The sequence below is a fragment of the Acidianus infernus genome (genome assembly GCF_009729545.1).
GTDB lineage: Archaea > Thermoproteota > Thermoprotei_A > Sulfolobales > Sulfolobaceae > Acidianus > Acidianus infernus.
In genome coordinates, this window is record NZ_WFIY01000004.1 from 1,099,314 (window position 1) to 1,120,623 (window position 21,310).

General features: G+C 33.7%; 17 protein-coding genes and 1 pseudogene. 10 read left to right on the plus strand and 8 right to left on the minus strand.

From position 1 onward, the window contains the following. Nucleotides 1-197 precede the first annotated feature (197 nt). Entirely contained in the window at nucleotides 198-368 is a 171-nt protein-coding gene (locus D1867_RS06560; protein ID WP_155863290.1) for a hypothetical protein, read from the minus strand. An 89-nt stretch (nucleotides 369-457) separates the two neighbouring features. Here D1867_RS06560 and D1867_RS06565 point away from each other — a divergent pair, with 89 nt between their 5' ends. Then, a complete protein-coding gene (locus D1867_RS06565; protein WP_155863291.1) occupies nucleotides 458-1,663 on the plus strand; it encodes a M24 family metallopeptidase in 1,206 nt (401 codons plus the stop codon). A 47-nt stretch (nucleotides 1,664-1,710) separates the two neighbouring features. Further along, nucleotides 1,711-3,060, plus strand: coding sequence for an MFS transporter (locus D1867_RS06570; protein ID WP_155863292.1), 1,350 nt, complete (start codon nucleotides 1,711-1,713; stop codon nucleotides 3,058-3,060). Between the two features lie 97 nt (nucleotides 3,061-3,157). On the opposite strand, the pseudogene D1867_RS06575 reads toward D1867_RS06570, so the two are convergent. Further along, nucleotides 3,158-5,023, minus strand: a pseudogene (locus tag D1867_RS06575) (APC family permease). Between the two features lie 211 nt (nucleotides 5,024-5,234). On the opposite strand from D1867_RS06575, the gene cynS reads away from it, so the two are divergent. From cynS to D1867_RS06600, 5 genes are all read left to right on the plus strand, one after another. After that, nucleotides 5,235-5,684 (plus strand): cyanase, encoded by a 450-nt coding sequence (gene cynS / locus D1867_RS06580; protein ID WP_155863293.1) that lies wholly within the window; start codon nucleotides 5,235-5,237, stop codon nucleotides 5,682-5,684. A 7-nt stretch (nucleotides 5,685-5,691) separates the two neighbouring features. Continuing rightward, nucleotides 5,692-6,750, plus strand: a complete 1,059-nt coding sequence (locus D1867_RS06585) for an aminotransferase-like domain-containing protein (protein WP_155863294.1) — start codon at nucleotides 5,692-5,694, stop codon at nucleotides 6,748-6,750. Between the two features lie 282 nt (nucleotides 6,751-7,032). Next, nucleotides 7,033-8,952 carry a molybdopterin oxidoreductase family protein gene (locus D1867_RS06590; protein ID WP_155863295.1) on the plus strand — a complete coding sequence of 640 codons (1,920 nt, stop codon included), beginning with the start codon at nucleotides 7,033-7,035 and terminating at the stop codon, nucleotides 8,950-8,952. 254 nt (nucleotides 8,953-9,206) lie between these two features. Further along, the gene (locus tag D1867_RS06595) at nucleotides 9,207-10,643 is read left to right on the plus strand and encodes a nitrite/sulfite reductase (RefSeq protein ID WP_155863296.1); all 1,437 of its coding nucleotides are present in this window, start codon (nucleotides 9,207-9,209) and stop codon (nucleotides 10,641-10,643) included. 9 nt (nucleotides 10,644-10,652) lie between these two features. Beyond that, complete coding sequence (locus D1867_RS06600) at nucleotides 10,653-11,984, plus strand: MFS transporter (RefSeq protein ID WP_155863297.1); 1,332 nt, start codon at nucleotides 10,653-10,655, stop codon at nucleotides 11,982-11,984. 35 nt (nucleotides 11,985-12,019) lie between these two features. Here D1867_RS06600 and D1867_RS06605 read toward each other — a convergent pair whose 3' ends face one another. The 4 genes from D1867_RS06605 to D1867_RS06620 all read right to left on the minus strand — a co-directional run bounded on the left by D1867_RS06605 (nucleotide 12,020) and on the right by D1867_RS06620 (nucleotide 15,511). Beyond that, entirely contained in the window at nucleotides 12,020-13,606 is a 1,587-nt protein-coding gene (locus D1867_RS06605; protein ID WP_155863298.1) for an APC family permease, read from the minus strand. 89 nt (nucleotides 13,607-13,695) lie between these two features. Beyond that, nucleotides 13,696-14,904 (minus strand): metal-dependent hydrolase family protein, encoded by a 1,209-nt coding sequence (locus tag D1867_RS06610; RefSeq protein WP_155863299.1) that lies wholly within the window; start codon nucleotides 14,902-14,904, stop codon nucleotides 13,696-13,698. A gap of 18 nt (nucleotides 14,905-14,922) precedes the next feature. Then, entirely contained in the window at nucleotides 14,923-15,201 is a 279-nt protein-coding gene (locus D1867_RS06615; protein ID WP_155863300.1) for a hypothetical protein, read from the minus strand. Between the two features lie 88 nt (nucleotides 15,202-15,289). Further along, nucleotides 15,290-15,511, minus strand: a complete 222-nt coding sequence (locus tag D1867_RS06620) for a hypothetical protein (RefSeq protein WP_155863301.1) — start codon at nucleotides 15,509-15,511, stop codon at nucleotides 15,290-15,292. Between the two features lie 483 nt (nucleotides 15,512-15,994). On the opposite strand from D1867_RS06620, the gene D1867_RS06625 reads away from it, so the two are divergent. The 3 genes from D1867_RS06625 to D1867_RS06635 all read left to right on the plus strand — a co-directional run bounded on the left by D1867_RS06625 (nucleotide 15,995) and on the right by D1867_RS06635 (nucleotide 19,117). Then, a complete protein-coding gene (locus tag D1867_RS06625) occupies nucleotides 15,995-16,906 on the plus strand; it encodes an Ldh family oxidoreductase (protein ID WP_155863302.1) in 912 nt (303 codons plus the stop codon). Nucleotides 16,907-17,205: 299 nt separating this feature from the next. After that, nucleotides 17,206-18,792 (plus strand): APC family permease, encoded by a 1,587-nt coding sequence (locus D1867_RS06630; RefSeq protein ID WP_155863303.1) that lies wholly within the window; start codon nucleotides 17,206-17,208, stop codon nucleotides 18,790-18,792. Nucleotides 18,793-18,967: 175 nt separating this feature from the next. After that, the gene (locus D1867_RS06635; protein ID WP_155863304.1) at nucleotides 18,968-19,117 is read left to right on the plus strand and encodes a hypothetical protein; all 150 of its coding nucleotides are present in this window, start codon (nucleotides 18,968-18,970) and stop codon (nucleotides 19,115-19,117) included. Nucleotides 19,118-19,269: 152 nt separating this feature from the next. On the opposite strand, the gene D1867_RS06640 is transcribed toward D1867_RS06635, so the two are convergent. Both D1867_RS06640 and D1867_RS06650 read right to left on the minus strand, forming a co-directional pair. Further along, nucleotides 19,270-20,514, minus strand: a complete 1,245-nt coding sequence (locus D1867_RS06640; RefSeq protein WP_155863305.1) for an amidohydrolase family protein — start codon at nucleotides 20,512-20,514, stop codon at nucleotides 19,270-19,272. 315 nt (nucleotides 20,515-20,829) lie between these two features. Beyond that, nucleotides 20,830-21,090 (minus strand): hypothetical protein, encoded by a 261-nt coding sequence (locus D1867_RS06650; protein WP_205737139.1) that lies wholly within the window; start codon nucleotides 21,088-21,090, stop codon nucleotides 20,830-20,832. Nucleotides 21,091-21,310: the final 220 nt, after the last annotated feature.

Sequence of the window (21,310 nt, forward strand, 5' to 3'; positions counted from 1 at the left end):
AGTTATCATAGGGTTATTAATTTACTTAACTAAGAGTTTGAACTTTTGAGCTTGAAATTAATGAGTTGAAGAGGATATATATTGATCTAAATTAACAACGCTCTGCTTTAGTACTTGCATACCTCTATAAGCGTCTTTAAAGTCAGTCCACGCTTCTGGCGGATGACTAATTCCTACTTTGCTGGGTACAAATATCCCTATTTTTTAGTTATTTTAGGCATTATTTGAGAGTCATATACTGCCTTACTAGGTATTTCCATGTATGTATAGTTTAATTCCTTCACTGCCTTCCTTATCGCGTTAATATTTTTCCTATTTTCTATAATAAAAATCTTTATTATAATACATAAAATGATATTTATTGACAATATTATTATACGCTAGCCTAAATACATGTTATACCAAAATTAATAGGTAAGGTATAAAAATTTATATACTTCCAATTAGATCAATTTTCATGATACCTAGAATTAGTGAAAACGAATTATGGAATAGGCTCAATAATCTCAGAAAGAAAATGACAGAACTAAATTTAGATGCTATTTATCTAACTAATTTATCAAATATATTTTATTTAACGAATCTATACATTTTATCTACAGAAAGGCCATTTGTATTAGTTATACCAAAAGATGGTGAAATCACTCTTATATCACCATTACTTGAAAAAGATCATATTGAGACAATGAATAAAATTATAGGAAGAAAATACTTCTATTTCGATTTTCCAGGAGAGCCTCACGTTATATTATTTATTAGAGATACAATTTTAGACTTAGCTAAAGAATACAATATAAAGAGGCTCGGAATGGATAATTTAGCTGGGGCTCCGTCTTATTGGGGATACTATGGTCCATTATTGTCAGAAATACTGAGTAAAAATGGAATAGAAATTACTTCAATTAAAGACCTTATTGAAGAAATGAGAATTATAAAAGGAGAAGAGGAAATTAATTTAATTAAAATGAGTGGTTATTGGGCTTCTAAGGCAATTGAAATTGCAATGAATTACATTAAACCTGGGAAATATGATTGGGAGATCTCTTTTGAGGCCAGCTTAGAAGCTAGTAAGAAAATTAAAGAATACTTTGGAGAAGATTATAAACCAATTAAGTCTATTTATCCATTAGTAGTAGGTTTCAGAGGCCAAGTAGGTGAGTACTCCGCATTTCCTCACGTATTATCAACTTATAGGAGAATAAAGGAAGGTGACATTTTAGGCATAGGATCTGGACCAGATATAGGAGGATATTCTGCAGAATTAGAAAGGACTCTATTTGTAAAATATGCTAATGATGCTCATAAAAGTATGTACGAGAAAATGATGAAATTAAGAGAAACTGCTCTAAATGCTATTGAACCTTATGGTAATATAAAAGATGTAGATAAAGCTGTTAGAGAAAAAGCAAAAGAACTAGGGGTTCAAGAGTACTTACGCCATCACGTAGGCCATGGATTAGGTATAGAAGTTCACGAAAGACCATTTATTGACATAGGATATGATGGTAAATTCCTACCGGGCATGGTATTCTCTGTAGAGCCAGGAATATACGTTCCAGGCTTAGGAGGGTACAGACATTCTGATACAGTCTTAGTAAGAGAAAATGGAATAGAATTGCTTACTAAATTTCCAGATAATTTAGAAGAATTAACGATAAAATAAATGTGATAAATAGAAAAGTTTAAAAATGTGAAGAAATATTATTATTTATGAATAATAATGCTAATAGGTCCGTCTCTGAAATCATGGATAATTTACAAAAAATGCCTATTTCGACATGGTTATTTATGGTAATTAGTGCAAGTTACTTTTTTGTTGAGTACGATCTATTTGATTTAAGTTACGTACTTCCAGCAATAATTAGTACTTTTAAGATATCCTCAACATTGGCATCACTAGCTTTAACTAGTACATTTATAGGTGGTGTTATAGGTGAGCTAAGCGGTGGATATCTATCGGATAATTTTGGCAGAAAGTTTATGTTAATCATAGGATTAGTTACATATTCAATATCAACGATTTTATCAGCATTGTCAGTAAATATCCTTATGCTAATTATAACAAGGTTCTTTGTAGGTTGGGGGACTTACGTAGATTTTAATTCAGTTATAACTTATTTGGCAGAAATGTCACCTAAACATTCTAGAGGCAAAATAATTTCTTACTCGTCATCGATAGGTATAGCACTAGGAGCATTAGTAGTTACTGTCGTATCTTACTTGCTTGCTCCAATCCCAAATATAGGCTGGCGTTTAGTATTTATACTAGGAGGCATCGTTGGCATAACTTTTGCGGTTTTAAGAAAAGATTTACCAGAGTCTCCTAGATGGCTAGAGAAAAAAGGAAAATTAGACAAAGCTAAGTTAACTCTAGAAAAACTTCATATAAATATTCAAGAACCATTAATACCTTTAATACCTTCTAATTATAATAATTCTCACAAATCATCACCTTTAGCTAATTTAAAGATTTTAGTAGATAAGAGTCATCTAAAATATTTTCTTATATTTTTAATATCATGGATCATGTTCTATTCTGCCTTTGATGGTGAAGGAATAACGGTACCTACAATATTGACAGAACACGGCTACACATTGGCTTCAACATTAAGGTTCTTTGTAGTTTCTGGTAGTGTAGCATTTGTATTCTATGTCATTTCAGCACTTACTGCGGAAAAAACTCAAAGAAAGTACCTAGCGACTCTTGCAGCGTTATTAACTGGTATTTTCATGGCTCTTTTAGGCACGTTATATAATGCTATTTTAATTTATGTCTCTTTAGCATCATTATCTTCACTGGGTGCATTCATATTTCCTTATACGTACCTGCTTACAGTAGAGCACTTCCCTACGGAAGTCAGGGCAACTGCGTTTGCTTTTACTGACGGAATAGCACACTTGTTATTAGCATTTATGCCAATAATAATCCTAACGGTTTCAGCTAAGTATGGATTCTTCAATACCATGCTTATATTAGCTGTGATGATGATAGTTGGCGGAATATTATTACTATTTACTAAAGCCACTACAGGCAAATCGCTAGATGAGACTAGTAAATAAAATGTTACTCTGGTGTTTCTAGCCCTTCTAGTAAAGGCTTCCCTTTCATATTTGGTATAAACTTTAAGAAGAACATAATCTAAACCTTGAAATATTTTTATATTAATCCTTCAGTTGTCCTTTTTATTATTTCTCTTATTTCCTCTTCTCCAAGACTATTTTTAATAGCTGAGTAATGAAATGCAAGCCCTAGAGCTGTGACGGGTATTAGATCTTCTGGGAACGGTATTATAGGATACCTACCGAAACTGAAATAGGATAAAACTAGACTGGCTAAGATTAAGAAAAGCATTAATCCTCCGGCCTTAGCCTCACCACTGTTCCCATATTTATATGCCACCACAAAATCAAATAATGCTACGGCAGAGAGTGTAGCGATGTAAATTGCGAATCCTAGATTGTTTGTTGTACTTAAACCCGAAGTAAGGATATAAAATAATGCAGTACCTATCACTATTCCGGAAATATTAACCGCAAGGGAAGGTATTAAAATGCTCTTCTTAATGTTCCAGAACTTTCTAGCATAATAACCTATAAATATTGGTATTCCAGAAAATATTATCGTTACTACTTCAAACAATGTAATAAATCCGGACCAGTATACTATCAGCAAGGCTGAGATTGTGGATAGAGGTGCTATAACCTTACTAAAAGGCACTTTAAATTGCCTATTTACATCTGGGGCCTTCTTCCTTAATACCTCTAAGCTTACGCCTCCCATTATATATGTAAACACTGCGGCCGAGGATACTATTCCTACCAACGCTATCCACGCCGGGAAAGGTAGTAGGAATATAGACCCTAAAACTGTAACAGTTATTAAAGACACTACGGGTACTCTGGTTTTTCCCAATTTTAAGAATATTTCTGGAAAGTAGCCATTGGACGCTAAGCCATACAGCACTCTCGTACCGCTACCCATACCTACTAACGTTGTCCCGGATGGAGATACTACAGCATCTATTAACAACAGGAACGCAAATGAAATGAATATTAGCCTTACTAGTCCGCTCACGTCTGCGGTGCTAAAAATTTCGTAGAAAGGCCCATAGGATAATATACTATTTTGAATTCCTCCCCAGTCTCCTACTTTCACGTTTATTGCACTCCAGTTTATTGCCCCTATAAATGCCACTTGAAGTAAGGTATATAAGACGATTGAAATTAATACTGCGCCGACTACCGCAAACGGAATATCTTTTTTAGGATTTTTAGCTTCGCTACCGTACTCTATTGCCTGCCTAAATCCGGTATATGCAAATAAAATTCCAGTGGCTGGGATTGAATATAATACTGCAGCCATTCCATAGTAAGAAGTAGCTAAATTTGAAGGAGATGGAAATAGCCCACCACCTGCAGTAAAGTTAGAAGGGTTATAATAAAAAGACAGTAGCAGAATTACAGCTATTGAGGGGATTATTAACTTCCACCAACCTACTCCGTGGGCTACTTTACCCAATATACTGACTCCTAGGTAATTTATTATAAAGAATAGAAATATTAAGCCGTAAGCCAATAAAATTCCATAAGTAGTTAAATAGCCATTAACTGTAAGCTGAGGAAATAGACTTGAAAGATAAGTAACTACAGCAGTAGCTTCTATTGCAGGTACAGTTGCTCCTGCCGCGAAGTAACTCCAGGAGATTATATAACCTAAAAAACCGCCGTGAGTATAATGAGGTTATCTTATTACGCCTCCTGATTTTGGTATTATCGAAGCTATTTCGGAATAAGTTAACGCTATTGGAAGTAGCATTAAACCACCTATTATCCAAGCTATTATTGCCGATCCCCCAGTATATGCTGCAGTATAGAGAGATGCGAATAGCCAACCTGAGCCAATCACTCCTTGAAGTGAAAGGAACAGTAACTCAAGTTTATTTAGTGATTTTCTCATTTGAAGATCTGTTACTGCCCCTAAATCTGGAACGGAAACTGCTTTTTTATCTCTCTTAAGACTCATTAAGATCTTTAATAACTTTGAATGGTAAAATTTAAATATTAATATAATTCTATAAATAGAGATAAATTAAAAGAATTTTATTTTTGAGATTGTTATAGAACGATTGCTTTTAGAAAGTGTTAATACGTTCTCAACTGATATAAAATAGTTTTTAAAAAATTAAGGTAAAAGAATATAGACTATATAAAAGTTTTAATAATAGGTAATTTACATGTTGGATAAGTCTAAGGCTAGGGAGTTTATGTTGGAGAGGAAGAGGGAGAAGAAGTTATCTTGGGAGGAGATTGGTAAGGCTATTGGTCGTAGTCCGGTTTATGCGGCAATGTTATTATACGGTTACGGTCAAGCAACTGAAGAAGAGGCTGAAAAACTTGTGAAACTCTTGGAGCTACCCCTTGAATATAAGGATATATTAATGGAAGTACCAATGAGAACTCCTGCCCAACCTTGGCCACCAACAGATCCATTTATTTACAGACTTTATGAGGCAGTACTATTATACGGCCCTGTAATAAAGGACGTAGCACACGAAATGTTCGGAGACGGAATAATGAGCATGATAGACGTAATGATAGACGTGGATAAAACAAAAGACGAAAAAGGAAACGAAAGAATGATACTAAAATTCAACGGAAAATGGTTAAAATATGCAAAATGGTAATTAAAAAATGATAAATCTAGCTTACGGAATACCTGAGCTTAAATTATTGCCTATAGAGATTATCAAGGAAGCCTCCGCTAGAGTACTTAATGAAGAATACGATAAAGCATTGCAATACGTCGATGCTCAGGGAATATATGAAGTTAGAGAGGCTATAGCAGATTTCCTAAAGTTAAGGGGAGTGAGGGCTAAACCGGAAAATATAATATTAACAGCTGGTGCTAAAGAGGCACTTTTCTTGCTTTCTTATTTGTTTAATGATGTTTCAATAGAATCCCCTACGTATCAAGGTTTTATAAGCATATTGAAATTTAAAGGGCTTACTAACGTTTATTCTGTACCCATAAGCGAAGATGGGATAAACGTCGAAAGCTTAGAAAAAATTGTTAGAAATCATAAATTTCAGTTCTTCTATACAGTAACTATAAATAATCCAACAGGATACGTTACAACGGATTATACTAAGAAGGAGATAATAGAATTGCCTGAAAAATACGGATTTAGGATAATTGAAGATGATATTTACGGATTCTTTTCGTATGAAGAAGACGTAAAGACGTTTAGATCCTTTAGTGACCCAGTAATCTACGTATCTAGTTTTAGTAAGATACTTTCTCCAGGTTTACGTGTAGGCTTTATTTTAGTTAATGATGAGGACTTGCTTAATAAACTAATAAAAATTAAGATGGAGGTAAACCACCAAATATCTTCATTAGATCAATTAATAGTTAAAAATGTAATAAGGGATCCAAGATTCCTAGATAATTTGGATAAGGCTAAGAAAGCGTACAAGGAGAAAAGGGATTTAGCAATGAAGATAATTAGCGAAGAATTCCCAGAGTCCGTACAATGCACATTCCCAAGAGGGGGTTTCTTTACTTTCTGTAGTGGACTTAATTATAAACGTTTGCAGGGAGTGCAAGTAGTGGGCGGTGATAAGTTCTACTTCGAAAAAGGGTTAGGAGAAGACTCTTTCAGAATAAGCTTCAGTAGTCTAAATAAAGAGGAATTAGAGAAGGATTTACTGGAATTTGCAACTATTCTAAAGGAAATTAGGAAGAATTAATAGATTAATTGATGTGAAACTCATTGGTTATTATATATGGAATTTCTCCACGTACACTAAAAGGTAAGGCTTTCTGCACTATCTTTTAATCATGATTTTCAGTCTTTCTTTATAATTATAAGATACTCATGAATTGTTTTTAACGTGAGTCTAAATTATTTAGCAGAGGAACTTACGAAGAGAAAAGAAAGATCTTCTTAATTATAATTATAATGAAGATTAATCATTTTTTATTTTTATGAGCAAAATTCTTAAATCTAACTAATGAAACACTAAAGCTAAATGAAAACAATTTGCCCTTATTGTGGAATTGGTTGCGGAGTAGAGTTTGAAAAAGATAGGATAACTCCTACTAAATATACAACTAATAAAGGAATGATGTGTATTAAGGCTGCTTTGCTTCCTGATACTCTGAAATCTAAAAGACTTATTAACCCTACATTGGACGGTAAGGAAATTGATTTGGACAAAGCGTTAAGTATACTCTCCACATATATTAGGAGAAATATAAAGAAATTTAGTAAAAATTCTATCGCTTTTTACATGGGTGCTCAAATACCTACTGAGGATCAATATCTTTTTGTGAAGCTTGGAAAAGGATTTATAGGTACTGGAGTATTTGACTCCAATGTAAGGCTTTGCATGGCAAGTGCTGCTTATGCATTAAAGTATTCTTTCGGATATCCGTTGCCTACAGCTAATTATGACGATATAGATAAAGCTAAAACCCTATTTATAATAGGTGCGAATCCTGCTTCTTCATACCCAGTACTGTGGAATAGGATGTTACATGCAAAAAATTCTGATAAGGATAAGAAAATTATCGTAATTGATCCAATATTAACAGAAACTGCCGAACACGCTGATTATTTCATTAAAATACCTCCCGGGGGAGATATAATTTTATTATATGGATTAATTTATTATTTAATATTTAAATCTAGAAACATAGATCAAATAGAGAATATTGAAGACCTAAAGAATATTGCTATGACATGGTATCCGTCAAAGGTTTCACAACTTTTGTCCATAGACGAGAAAGCTATTAGAGACGTTGCTGAGAGAATAATTAATACAAATACAGTATTTATGTGGGGCATGGGAATAAACCAGAGAAGTTACGGTACAGATTTAGGAATACTTATAGCTACGATGGCTATGCTAACGGATAACGTTTACGGGGAAGGTAAAGGAGTATTGCCGTTGACTGGACAGCATAATTCTATGGGCGCAAGGGAAATAGGAGCATTAGCTGGAATGTTGCCGGGGTTAAGATATGTAAATAACGAGGATCAAGTTAGGGAAGTTGAAGATTTCTGGCAGATTCCACGTTACACTATATCTAGAAATTATTATACAATAACAGAGTTTTACGAATTAATGGAGGAGAGAAAAATAAAAGTCCTCTGGATCATAGGTACAAATCCAGTAATATCTTTGCCCAGGTCAAATAAGTTCAAGGAATTATTATCTTATGTTGATTTAGTAGTAACTCAAGACGCTTATGAAACTGAAACCGCAAGTTCTTCGGATATGGTTATTCCAGTTGCCACTTGGAGCGAGAGAGCTGGAATTCATACTACGGGAGATAGAACTGTATCTTATATGCCTAAGATACGTGAGTCAAATCTTAAGGCTGACTATGAAATTGCTAGGATAGTTGGAGAAAAATTAAACTTTAATATGAATAGAGATCTTAAGGATATATTTAATGAATTGGTTAAAATTACTGAAAATACACCAGTAGACTATAAGGGGATAAAATATGGTGAATTTAGCGGTTACAAGCAAAGCAAATATAAGCCAATAGTATTAAGGACTAAAGCTGTTGAACCTAATTATAGTTTACAGGAAGGATTTATATTAATAACTGGGAGATTATTGGCATTGTGGAACACTAAATATAGGAATAATCTCAAATTAATTATTATAAATGATATAGAAGAAGATGAAATGTTAATTTCTGAAGAAGATGCGAAAGAATTAGGAATAAAGACTGGGGATATTGTAGAAATAAGTACAAGGGAGAATTCGTTAATATTTAGAGCTAAGACCTCTAATAGATTATCTAAGGGTATTATCTTTGTACCTTTTCATTGGGGAAAAGCGAACTCTTTAATGGATTGGAAAATCGATAAAATTAGTAAGGAACCTGCATTTAAGGAAATTATAGTAAGCTCGATTAAAGTAGTTAGGAGCTAAACATTTATTTCTTTATTTCAAAATAATTTTTATATTAATCTTTATAGATTTTATTATTTCTTGTTCTTCCTGCCTATTTAATAATAAGGGACAGCTAGAAAACGGTAATAAGTTCAGAGGAGATGAACTTTCCTTAAAGCTGGATAAAGTATGAAATTCATTTATCTACTTTAAACGAATCTATCATTATATTTAAAAATAATTTACTTTTATGACCATAATACCTTTATACTTTTTCAACTGCTTGTACACTTATGAGCATAACCTTTAGGGACAAGTTTAAACAGTTTTACCCAAAAAGATATGAAGGAATCTATACAAGTAGAGGAGATAATCCATTAGTATCAATAAGAATAAGGCAAGGCATTGGAAGAGATCCTGCAAAATGGTATGCCAATCAATGGGAGAAACTGGCTGAAATCGCTAACAACTACGGGAATAAAAAGATACAATTGACTACAAGGGGTGATGTAGAACTTTATGGGATAGATATGAAAAACTTAGAAATAGTATTACAAGATCTAGAGTCGGTAGGTTTAGATCCTAGGGACTCTTGTGGGGCATCTGTTAGGAACGTAATACCTTGTCCTTCCCAGCTATGCCAAAAGGCTAAAGTCAATGCAGAAAAATTAGCACTATTTATTGCAAACTTTTTCAGACATAATAAAGATTATGAATATCCTGCGTTACCTAAGAGAGTTAAAATATCCGTTTCTGCATGCGAGACCGGCTGTGCAACTCCAGTTATTATGGATGTAGGTATTATAGCTAAGGATAAAGATAAGTTTGATGTAATGATAGGTGGAGGAATTGGTGATCAAGCTTTTGAAGGAAAAACACTCTTTACCGACGTGCCTGCCAGTAAATTATTACCAATTTGTGTTGCTGTAGCAAATATCTTAAAAAGAGAGAAAGAAAAAAGAGGTTTTAAGCACGTGGTAGAAAAATACGGAGAAGAGAAGATTAAAGAAATGATTATTCAAGAGGCAAATTCTATAGCAAGCTCTTTACCAATATTTAATGAGGATTTAACGCCAGAAAAAGTTGAGTTTGATAAAATTCTTACAATTAAACCTATTGGCGGATGGTTACCAACAACAGATGTTCCAGAATTAGTGAGAATTATGGAGGAAAATGAGGGTTACGGATATTTATTCAACACCCAAGAGTTATATATTCCAATTACAAAAAATGATATAAAAGAAAAGGTAGACATATTATCTCCATATCAATTATCAAATAAAATATGGGAAAAAACGTTTAATGTTAATTCTTGTATAGGCAATGATTATTGTCCTCCTGCTCTAGTTCAAACTACAGAAATGGCCACAAAGGTTTATGAAAGATTAAAGCAGGAAAATATAAAACTACGCATATCATTCAGCGGATGTACTCATTCATGTGGTAGGCATTGGATTATGGACATAGGATTCGGAGCTGTAGCTAATATGGGAAATGTAAGACTTAACATAGTAATAGGTGGAGGAAATAAAAATCTAGGTAAACTAATTGGCTCTGTTCCGGCTAATAAATATATGGAAGTTACAGAAGTTATAGTAGATATGATTAAAAAAGATGAGATTAATGAAAATGAATTAGACGCTGAATTGATAAAAGAGAGATTAATGGAGAAAGTTCAAGGATTTGAAGAATTTGAAGAAAAGCAAAAAATTCAAGTTAAGACCCCTTAAGGTGCGCATATGACTGAAGTTAAAGGTAATAGGCAAGTAGGTCTTGTAGCGGGAACAATAGCGTTTTTTGCAGGCTTCGCTGCCGTAGCCTTATATGGAACTACCGTTCATAAGATAGAACCGATACTCCACTTAAACATTGTTGAAGTAGCTTGGTTAGTAGCAATTCCACTGGTAACTGGCGCTTTTCTTAGAATACCTTTCTCAGCCTTAGTTGACACTTGGGGAGGTAGGAGAGTAATATTTTTACAGTTAATAATCTCTATTATAGGGGTATTAGGAATAATTTCTACACTTTACAAGCTTAGATATCTATCAGATTTAGAGGCATACTGGTTACTACTATTATTTGGAGCATTAGCAGGGACAGGAATCTCAATTTTCTCCTCTGGAATTACTTATGTCTCCTATTGGTATCCTGAGAAGAAGCAAGGTACTGCATTAGGAATATATGCAGGCTTAGGAAATACTGCGCCTGGAATATTTACAGCTATCATTCCCTATGCATTATTGTCTTTAGGTTTAATAGGAGCATACGAAGGATGGTTAGCGTTTTTAGTCGCTATGACTATACTATTTGTCCTTATTGGTTATGATAATTATTACCAACAATTATTAAAGAAAGGCTATAAACCAGACGAGGCTAAAAGTAAGGCTTCAGCATTAGGTCAAGAGGTATTTCCTACTAATGCAAAAGCTACTCTAAAATATGCTATAAGGAAATGGCAAACATGGCTGTTAGTAACGATGTATTTTACAAGTTTTGGTGGTTTTGAAGCTTTAACAGAATGGTTTCCTACTTACTGGACTAAATACATAGGCATATCGCTACTTGAGGCTGGAATATTAACTGGTATTGTATATTCATTACTGGCAGCATTAATTAGAGTCTTAGGAGGCTTTTTATCTGATAAATTCGGAGGTGAGAGAATATCTATAATGTCTTATACCATACTTATAGTTGGCAGTTCAATAATGATATCAGCTCATTCCCTCCCCTTCGCTATTATAGGCGAAATAGTAATGGCAATAGGAATGGGTATTGCCAATGCTGCAGTGTATAAGTTAGTACCAAAATACGAGCCAGACGCTATAGGTGGAGCTTCGGGCCTAGTGGGCGGATTAGGTTCTGCAGGTGGCTTAATATTGCCTCCGGTGCTAGCGTACTTTGTACTAACATTAGGAAAGATAGGATATTCCTTGGGGTTCAGTGTTTATATGACTCTTGGATTAATTTCGCTAGCATTCTCAGTAGTTTTATGGAACAAATATCATAAATTCAAAGATAAGATAAGAGTAATTGAGGCAACTACGCAATCTAGTGATAAAAAGTTAACATAAAATCTAAAAATATTGTATTAATTTCTAAATTATTACTAATCTGGTGGTATCTCATTAAATACTAAGTTAACATCAATACCTTGTCTATTCCTATACCATTTTGCCAGAATATAAGTTAGAATTCCTAACAATGGATCAATAGCTATTAAGATTAAAGTGCCTAGCTCGTTTCCAGCAAAAACCATACTTCCAAATAAGCTATTAATGTATCCGTACCAAAGCGTTACTACTATCGAAAGCCCCAAAATAATTGAGGCTAAAAACCCGCTTATCATTAATTTCAGTTTCTCATTACTAGTTAAGCTCACTCCTTTTATTCCTTTAAATCCTGCAATAGCAGCAGATATTGTAGCTAACAAAAATTGATAAATGAAGATTAGAATAACCAATCCAATTAAAGATACTGATAAGTTAAGGTAAATTGTAGCATAATTAAAGAATATTGAAATTGGAAGTAAAACTGCACTAGCTATAATGGGCGTTTTAAGTCTTGGACTTACGTAAGCTAATTTTTCTGGTAATAATCTATCAAAAGCCATTGCGAGGATAACCCTAGAAGGTAACGCAAAATTTAACGGAATTGCCATAAAGATTGAAGCGCTCAATGCCATAGTAATAATGGCAAAGAAAGGATGAGGAAGAGTTAAAATTCCAGTCCAAGCTAAAAATCCTTCTGATGGAGAAATTGGAATATTTCCCCAACCCTGCAATGCTACAAAGTTAAAGAACGGTATACTAATTGTATAACTTACTCCTAAGACCAGTAAAATAGTTATAACTGACGCTATTAGATACCCAGATATCATACCTAGTTTTAAAGTCCTAGTTGCCTGCTTATATTCTCCTGCGAAATAGGATGGCCCAAAGAACCAAACATAAACCCACATTAGCATTAAAACTGAGAAAACTAACGTTTGTAAAGGACTTATGTTTGTGGAATAATAATTAAGCCCTTGCGAATAAAGACTTTGATATGTAGGACCAGAGAATAATGAAGAAAAGTGATTAAAAACATTACTATATACTTCAATCCCAGAGGACAACAAGAGGTAAGATATTAGTATTGAACCTAAAGTATCCATAATAGCTACAACGTATATATATGTTGAAAAATATTTAGGTGAAAGAAGGCTTATGAGCCAAAAGATTACGATTAACGCTGTAGTTAAGGGAAAGAAATAAGTAGTAGACAAACTTGTACCTAGATTAAATAATGAGCTATCGTGAAGGGAAAGTCCTATTATCTGTAAAGCCGGAGAAATGCCTGCAGTTACTTCTAACTGTGAGGCAATTGCTGCTATTAGGACGTTAAAGATTATTGTAGCATAAGCTTGTATTGATGCAGGAATCGGACCTAATATTCTCGAAATGTAAATATATTCTCCAGAAGACCTTGGTACGTATTCTGATAGGAATAAATAAACCAGAAAAACGGGTAATGCAAGTATTACAGGGAGAATTATGCCTATACTCCAACTTGCTGAAGGGAGAGCTGGAGCGTAAAGTAGTGTGTAATAAACCGATAAGGGGTTTATAAAAACAAATACTTTAGAAAATGAGTGTCTAGCGTCCATTTGCCTTACTAAGCCAGAAGACTCCCTAATGAAGAGCCCCTTTGACATATTAAGATCTACCTTTAAATAGTATTTAATTCTTTCTCATATTAATAGAAAAATATTTTTAATTTATAAACAGAGATTATGACAACTTTTTATCTCTTTATAGTATCCCAGAATAAATCTCTAAGTACCTTAGAGTCGTACAGCCTCCCCTTTCTGATAGTATATTTAACGTTGAAAGGATTCAAATCCTCCGCAGAATTAACTTTACCGAATATGGCAATGTCGGCTATGTAAGCCTCTTTTAATTTCCCTGCATTTATACCTAAGCATTCTCCTGCTATAGAAGTAGCTGAAGATAACGCCTTCTCCAATGGCATATACTTACTTAACAAAACAATCTCCTTATAATTCATACCGTGAGGTCTCTCTGCCGAGCCCACGTAATCCGTGCCTGCGGCTATCTTAAGTTCATATTCTACCGCAATCTTCATATCGTCTGTAAAATGCCTCCTTATTAGTTCTTCCCTCTTTTCCCTTATTTCCTCATCAAGCTTAGATATCTTAGGATTAACGTCGTAAGCTGCTAACGTTGGAATATAACAAATTCCCTTCCTTTTTATCTCCTTTGCCAAGCTTTCTGTCAGACCTAATCCGTGCTCTATTGTGTCAACTCCTGCCTCAATGCTGTTAGCTATTGCCTCTTCTCCGTAGGCGTGGGATGCAACTTTTAAGCCTGCTTTATGAGCTTCATCAACTACTGCCTTTAAATCGTCAACAGTTAACGCTACTTTGACCTTTCCTCCTTGCGAAAATGCTCCAGAGGCATAAACTTTTATTACTCCTGCTCCCTGCCTTATTGCTAGCCTTACAGCTTTTCTACATTCCCAAGGTGAATCGCAGTAAAAAGAGTAAGAAAGGCGTTGTGCCATTTCCAGAGGCAAGTCCTTTGGGTCGTCATTACCACCGGTTTCAGCTATTGAGTAACCTGAGGCTATAACTCTAGGCCCTATAATTGTCCCTTCCTTCTCTGCCTTACTTAAATAAACTGCAGATTTACTTCCTAAATCCCTTACGGTAGTAAATCCTGCTGATAAAAGCCTTATCATATCGCTTACGCTTCTCGCAGTTGACAACCCTTCTGAGGTTATATTCCACTCCAGTACATTATCGTTGCTTACACCGAAGAAGTGAACGTGTGCATCAATTAACCCCGGGGTTATGAACTCACCTTCTATAACCTTTACGCCCGAAGTATCTACATCTTTCCCAACTTTGACTATTTTCCCTTCTTCGATTAGTACTACCCCTTCATCGATTATTTTTTCTCCGTTAAACAACTTGCCCTTTATTGCTAGCATGTGATATGCAGTTTTTCTCTATTTATAAAATTTACTCACAAGTAGTATTCTGGCTGGTATTATTAGAGGTATTTGCACTATTAGATTCCTATTGACGTCTTTGGGCTTTTCTAAGGATATCTTTATACCGTAAATTAAGTAAGGTACATAGGATAAGCTCCAGATCATATTAATTATTATTCCATAGACCAATAATGTATTTGCAATATTTAAAATAATTTTTACTATTCCATTGATGAATGTGAATACTAAAATTGATAGGATGATTAAATAGGGTAGAATTAAATATATTTGCATACTTATCTTACCCTACGGAGGTAAGTTATTCCCCTTATTTCACAAAACGACTTTAATTCTTCTGAAATTTCATTTTTTGTAGAATCATCTAAAAGAAAACATCACAATTACTTTTTGCAGCAATTAGGACTGAAATTAGCGTAGTTTTAACTATTTCTGGATCCTCATTAAACGACGTTACAAATGCGTCTATCTTATACTTTTTCTTAAAAATGTAAAAGTCTGCATATTTTATCGCCCTCTTATATTGAATATAATAAGATACTATACTCGTAAATACTCCTAAGTTTAATATAACAAAAATTATCATATGTTGAAACGAAAATTAATTTTTTATTATAAATTAATATTAAAATATGGTCCATTTCTTAAAATTATCATTCATGAGTGTTTTACTAAGATAATTGAAGGGTTATGCCTTCTTAATTTTTTCATATAAACTCAGTAATCTATCATGGTTTATAAAAAAACTAACTAATATTAGCGTAGATTACTAAAAATTAGTCATTAATAACGATTTTATAGTTAATTTTGTTTAATGCAATAACAACATTATTTGATCCTTACTAACTTGATAGAAAAACGACAAATCTTGCTCTTTCAGGGCGGGAAGGGGGTCAGAAAGGAGATAATTGAGTTAAAAGAGAAGTCGATCCTAAAGATATATTGAATAGAGGTAAATTAAGGTATTAATTTATGCTTACTTTCCCAGGATTGAATAAATACACCGTGGTTAATTATATCTCTCCACTTGTTTATGAAATTTTAAAAATATAGGAGCCTCATTTTAATTATGAAGATAAGTGTCGAGGAAGCAAAGGAATTGGTTTACAAGATCTTCTCTAAGGTAACTTATGATGAATACGCTAAATATTTATCCGAAGAACTTGTAGAGGCTGAAATTGAAGGACATTCAGACCACGGTCTACAACTAATTCCTTATTATATAAAATTAGCAAATGGAGAAGAAGTAGATATAGGAGGACAGAAAATTCCTCCAATTAACCCTAAGGGAAAAGTAGAGATAAGTGGAGAAAACTTTGTTATCGTTAATGGAAATATGACTTTCGGCCAAGTAGTTTTAAGAAGGCTCGTTAATTATCTCTTAGAAAAGAAACTGGATTATTACGTAGTTATAGGGAAAAATATCTCGCATTTAGGTAGGCTTTCCACTTTTACTAAGGGACTATCTAAAGGCAATTATGCAAGCCTAATCATGGCAAGATCTCCGCCATTAATTTCGTTAAAAGGTATGAAAGGAAGGATTTTGGGCAATAATCCTATAAGCTTTGGTTTTCCAGGAATAATAATAGATACCGCGTTAAGCGTCACATCCTTCGGCAAAGTCTTAGAAAAGTATATTAAAGGAGAAAAGTTAGAATCAAAAGTAATTGTTAATAAGGAAGGCGAACTGAGTGACAATCCGAAGGACCTTTTAGAAGGTGGCGCTTTATTACCAATAGGTGATTACAAGGGATTTAATATATCCTTAGGAATAGAACTTTTTACTACAATGTTCTCGGATGAAGAGGACGTTAATCCTTTCATAGCGTTGGTTTTAAGAGCTAACGATAATTTCAAGAATGTATTATTAAGATTGCCAAATAATTATTATTTACTAAATAAAGAGAGTAAACTAAAAAATATAAAAGATTTAGAAATTCCGGATAATTTATGGAAAACCTTAGTCAATCTAGCACAATGATAATTTTGTAGTAAAGGGCTTAGCTTTCTTAAAACTTTTCAGTTAATTGCTTTCGATGCATCACTTTTGTTAAAAAATTAATAATATATAACCCTTAATTTATAAAAACTTTTTATCTAGCCAAGGTTTTATGAGATAATATTATTTTTTCTTATACATTATTCATGAAATCTATTTAAGATGGTAGAGATGCAATGCAAGACATTTTTAATAAATGGAAAGTAAACTGAGCTATAAAGTAAACTCTGTTTAAAGTAATGTATAAGAAAATTTATTTATAATTTTTATTAACGTCCTCTATGCAAGGTAAGAAAACTTTTGTTAGAGAATCATCTGGACTAATTAGGGAAATTGATGCTAAGGATGCATTCTCCATGAACTTCTCATATTTAGGCCCTGCAGCGGGAGTGGCTTATCCATTAACCTTTGCGGTAGCGTTAGCCGGGGCTAGTTGGATAATTTCTGGCGTCATAGCAGCTTTATTAATGCTACCTGTGGCTATAATGTATTATTATCTTTCGAAGATAATACCTAGATCTGCCGGAGATTATATTTATATATCAAGAACTTTGGGACCTAGGATTGGATTTATACAAGCGATATCAAACATTTTCATTTTCGCAAGCGGTGTTCCTATATTGGCACAACTAGAACTTCCATTAGTTTTAGAGCCTTCATTACAAATTTTGGGAATAACTTTCCACGACCCTTCGCTTATTTCCTTTGCAAGTAACTTTGCTTTTTGCTCTGAGAGTTCTCCAATATTTTTTGGGACTACATTATTAATAATAGGATTAGTAACATTAGTTACAATAGTAAGGACTAAGATTTTTGCTAGGATAATTACCACTTTAACTGCAGTACAAATTATTGGTACGTTAGGAATGATAGTAGGCTTAGCACTTGTAGGATCTTCTTATCCTGCAATTTTCACAAAGGTCTCGGAAAGCTTTGGAGGACCAGGTTACTCTTCATTATCTCCGTCAGCTACGTATACCATTAATCCTGTTCAGACGTTAGTTTTGATGTCAGCGATAGCTGCCTTTTTATTCCTATATAATAACGCTCCAACTTACTTTGGAGGCGAAATTAAGAAGGCTGAAAAAAGCCTATTCTCTGGGATAATAATTTCTTACATTATAACTGCAATATTATCAGTAATACTTATATATGAATTACAATACTTTGTAGGAGAAGGGTTTTACGATTACACTTCCTCAATGGGATGGTCTTCTTCAAGTGGAGGTATTCCCATAGCAACTACTTCCTTGCTAGCATACGTTGCGGTACCTTTCTTAAATAATGTTCCACTTATTGTACTAATTGTAGCCGGTGCAATAACTTGGTATTTGCCTTATTCAATAATAGACTTAGCAATACCTAGTAGGACTTTATTTGCAATAGCCTTTGATTGGCTAGCTCCATCTTTCTTTACAAAGGTAAGTGAGAAGTTTAGAACTCCAATATATTCTACCCTATTCATTGTTGCTTTAGCAGTAGTATTTGACGTCTTAGAAATATACTTAGGCTTTAGTGAGAGTGCAATGACTACTATAATAGTTTTCATGCTATATCAATACTTTACTGCCGCAATTTCTGCTATAGTAATCAGCAAGAAGAAATTGTACGGAGTAAAAGATAATAAACTTGCGATTCTAGGCGGTATTTCAGCCTTTGCAGTAGTGTTCCCTGCGATATTAATGATTACATATGCCGTAATATGTAAAGCTTTCAGCTCCGTGGTTTTCGTTAACTTACCTTTAAATATAGGGATAATAGTTGGGGTTCCCATAGTTTCTATTGCACTTTATGAAGTAGTGAGAAAAATTAGGGAGAAGCAGGGAATAGATTTATCCTTAACTTTCAAGGAAATTCCTCCAGAATAGCGGTTATAGGTATCAGAAATTCTAATTCACGATATTGTTGTCTTAGTATTATATTTAGCGTTGATGTGAGCTTTCATTGTGCTACCTATTGTTGTACTCCTGTTGAAAATCCGGTTACTTTAAACGTAATGTTCGGAAAATTAGTAGCCTGTCTTTATAAAGGGAATAACCTAGTATGGAAAATACTTATGAAGAGAATGGGCATCAAGTGCTAATATGCATACCTAGGTCAGTAATATTTAGTATTAGGAGATATAAAGTAGTAAAATACGAGGCATGCATAAATGACACTATTATCACACAACCCTCTTGTGCAGACATATAGTGTTAACTCCGATGCCTAGATAATCTGTATTATCAGAACTTACTAAGGCTTATTTTCTTAATTTAAACGGACATTAACTTGGACGAGTAAAGGTCCTTACGTTATAGTTTGTCCGGGATTCATTCGACTACTTCAATAGCTCATATTTTGGCTTATTTATCTATTATGTTTATTATTTTATCCGTTTCTTCAATTTCGTCTATCCTTATTTTTATTTCATTCATTGCGTAGTGTTTTCCTCTTACTACTAAGAATGGTGGTAACGCAGTCCTTATTGCGTCGTAAATTGTCTTAGTTTGTAGGATTAGGAATTCTGCCTTATTTCCTGGCTTTACTTCCGGTTCTTTCAATTGCATTGCTTTATAAGCGTTAGTAGTTATTAAGTTTAGTAGTTTTTCAACTTCGTTTGATGTGAAGTGGTCTACTAAGAATGCTTCTTGTGCTACTCTTAGCATGTTATAATCTCCTAGGGGGTAAATTGGGTCTGCAACATTATCACTCCCTAAAGCTACGTTAATTCCTGAATTAATTAATTCCCTAATTCTGGCAACGCCCCTCCTCTTAGGATAATTATCATAACGACCCTGCAAATGCATACTAACAATTGGGTTAGAAATTATTGAAACTCCTGACTCCCTCAACAAGAGTGTTAATTTATGAAAATACCAATTATCATAAGAATGAGAAGCAGTCATATGACTAATTGAAGTTCTATAACCAATACCCCTAGATAAAGCCTCCCTAGCAACGACCTCAGAAAACCTAGAATTAGGATCGTCAGTCTCATCAACGTGACCATCAATCAATTTATTATACTCAACAGCGAGATCAAAAGCAATCTTAACAGATTTAACACCATCATCATAAGAACGTTCACTGTGAGGAATTAAACCAACAACTTCTGCACCTTCCTCTAAAGCTTTCCTAATCTTTTCAAGGTTTTCATCAAAAAAGAATCCAGGGGAAGGGAATGCAACAACTTGAATATCTACTAAAGGATTAGCCCTAGCCTTAAGCATTTTAAATACAACGTCGTTCCAAACCGGGTCATGCGACCTAACATAAAATACACCGTTGATGAAATGCATTTTTATTATTTTTCCTAATCTTTTCTCCAAATCATCCTGAGTTATTTTTTGAGACACTTCTTCCCTTATTATTTCTACTCCTTCTATTAGTGTACCGCTTAAGTTATGTCTTGCATAGTTTAAAGTTAATGCATAACCTAAATGAGCATGTGGATTTACAAAAGGTTTAGAAATTAGTCTACCTTTAGCGTCTATTACTTCTCCATCTTTCTTATCGCAGTCTATGCACTCTATTATTCCCTCATCGTTAATATATATGGAATGACTCTTATTATCATCTTCTTGGAATTTTACGTTTTTTATAAGCATACAATCTTTATGTAAAAGGAAATTAAAGGCATTTACGTTGTTATGAACTGAGCATAAAGGTTATTCAAATTAAAGGAAATCATTTGCATATATGGCATTATTTCGTTTCAAATGTTCAAATAAATATATAATAGAAGAGAAGAAGGAAGAAAAATAAAATTTCTTATTACGTTGTATACGTGTACGTTCCATTATAGTACATCATGTTATAGAAGTATCCTACAAAGGGATTGTATACAAATCCTTGCACATATGGTTGCACGAAGAAGTACGTGTCTGGCACTGATAGCCACACATATGCTGCACAGTTGTAAATTATACTATATGCCTTCGCCACCATTTCCTCTTGTAGTGTCGTATTAGTAATGTAGGTTTATTTAATACGTATTCGTTTATTATTTGCTGGATTTCAGAAGGAGGAGCATGAGGATTACCAGCATATATTCTTGCAAGGGCTGCAGGATTTGGAGCAGCAGCGTGAATTAAAATAAAAACAAATAATACTAGCAAGAAAAGCGTTATTATGCCATCTATCAATCTCTTTATAGCAAATTTAACTAATGCTCCAAGAACCATGGAGTAAATTATATTATTTGATTTTTAAATATTACGCACTAAGTTGCTGAGTGTGTCCAACAATTTAAATCATTTGAAACCTATTCATAGATAAACATTAAATTCGACGTATTTAATAACTCTTAAGAGTGTTATCAAGCTAACAAAAATTCCACGTTATGGAAGTTTTACTCATTTATTTTGTAAATAGTCATTTAACAAAATAGTTAGACACACTCAA

What these genes read in the sequence shown, in the direction of transcription:
- D1867_RS06615 (WP_155863300.1), bottom strand. Translation starts at nt 15,201, where the DNA reads ATGCAAATATATTTAATTCTACCCTATTTAATCATCCTATCAATTTTA.
- D1867_RS06620 (WP_155863301.1), bottom strand. Translation starts at nt 15,511, where the DNA reads ATGATAATTTTTGTTATATTAAACTTAGGAGTATTTACGAGTATAGTA.
- D1867_RS06590 (WP_155863295.1), top strand. Translation starts at nt 7,033, where the DNA reads ATGAAAACAATTTGCCCTTATTGTGGAATTGGTTGCGGAGTAGAGTTT.
- D1867_RS06600 (WP_155863297.1), top strand. Translation starts at nt 10,653, where the DNA reads ATGACTGAAGTTAAAGGTAATAGGCAAGTAGGTCTTGTAGCGGGAACA.
- D1867_RS06610 (WP_155863299.1), bottom strand. Translation starts at nt 14,904, where the DNA reads ATGCTAGCAATAAAGGGCAAGTTGTTTAACGGAGAAAAAATAATCGAT.
- D1867_RS06625 (WP_155863302.1), top strand. Translation starts at nt 15,995, where the DNA reads ATGAAGATAAGTGTCGAGGAAGCAAAGGAATTGGTTTACAAGATCTTC.
- D1867_RS06640 (WP_155863305.1), bottom strand. Translation starts at nt 20,514, where the DNA reads ATGCTTATAAAAAACGTAAAATTCCAAGAAGATGATAATAAGAGTCAT.
- D1867_RS06565 (WP_155863291.1), top strand. Translation starts at nt 458, where the DNA reads ATGATACCTAGAATTAGTGAAAACGAATTATGGAATAGGCTCAATAAT.
- D1867_RS06605 (WP_155863298.1), bottom strand. Translation starts at nt 13,606, where the DNA reads ATGTCAAAGGGGCTCTTCATTAGGGAGTCTTCTGGCTTAGTAAGGCAA.
- D1867_RS06650 (WP_205737139.1), bottom strand. Translation starts at nt 21,090, where the DNA reads ATGGTTCTTGGAGCATTAGTTAAATTTGCTATAAAGAGATTGATAGAT.
- D1867_RS06635 (WP_155863304.1), top strand. Translation starts at nt 18,968, where the DNA reads ATGGAAAATACTTATGAAGAGAATGGGCATCAAGTGCTAATATGCATA.
- D1867_RS06595 (WP_155863296.1), top strand. Translation starts at nt 9,207, where the DNA reads ATGAGCATAACCTTTAGGGACAAGTTTAAACAGTTTTACCCAAAAAGA.
- cynS (WP_155863293.1), top strand. Translation starts at nt 5,235, where the DNA reads ATGTTGGATAAGTCTAAGGCTAGGGAGTTTATGTTGGAGAGGAAGAGG.
- D1867_RS06570 (WP_155863292.1), top strand. Translation starts at nt 1,711, where the DNA reads ATGAATAATAATGCTAATAGGTCCGTCTCTGAAATCATGGATAATTTA.
- D1867_RS06630 (WP_155863303.1), top strand. Translation starts at nt 17,206, where the DNA reads ATGCAAGGTAAGAAAACTTTTGTTAGAGAATCATCTGGACTAATTAGG.
- D1867_RS06585 (WP_155863294.1), top strand. Translation starts at nt 5,692, where the DNA reads ATGATAAATCTAGCTTACGGAATACCTGAGCTTAAATTATTGCCTATA.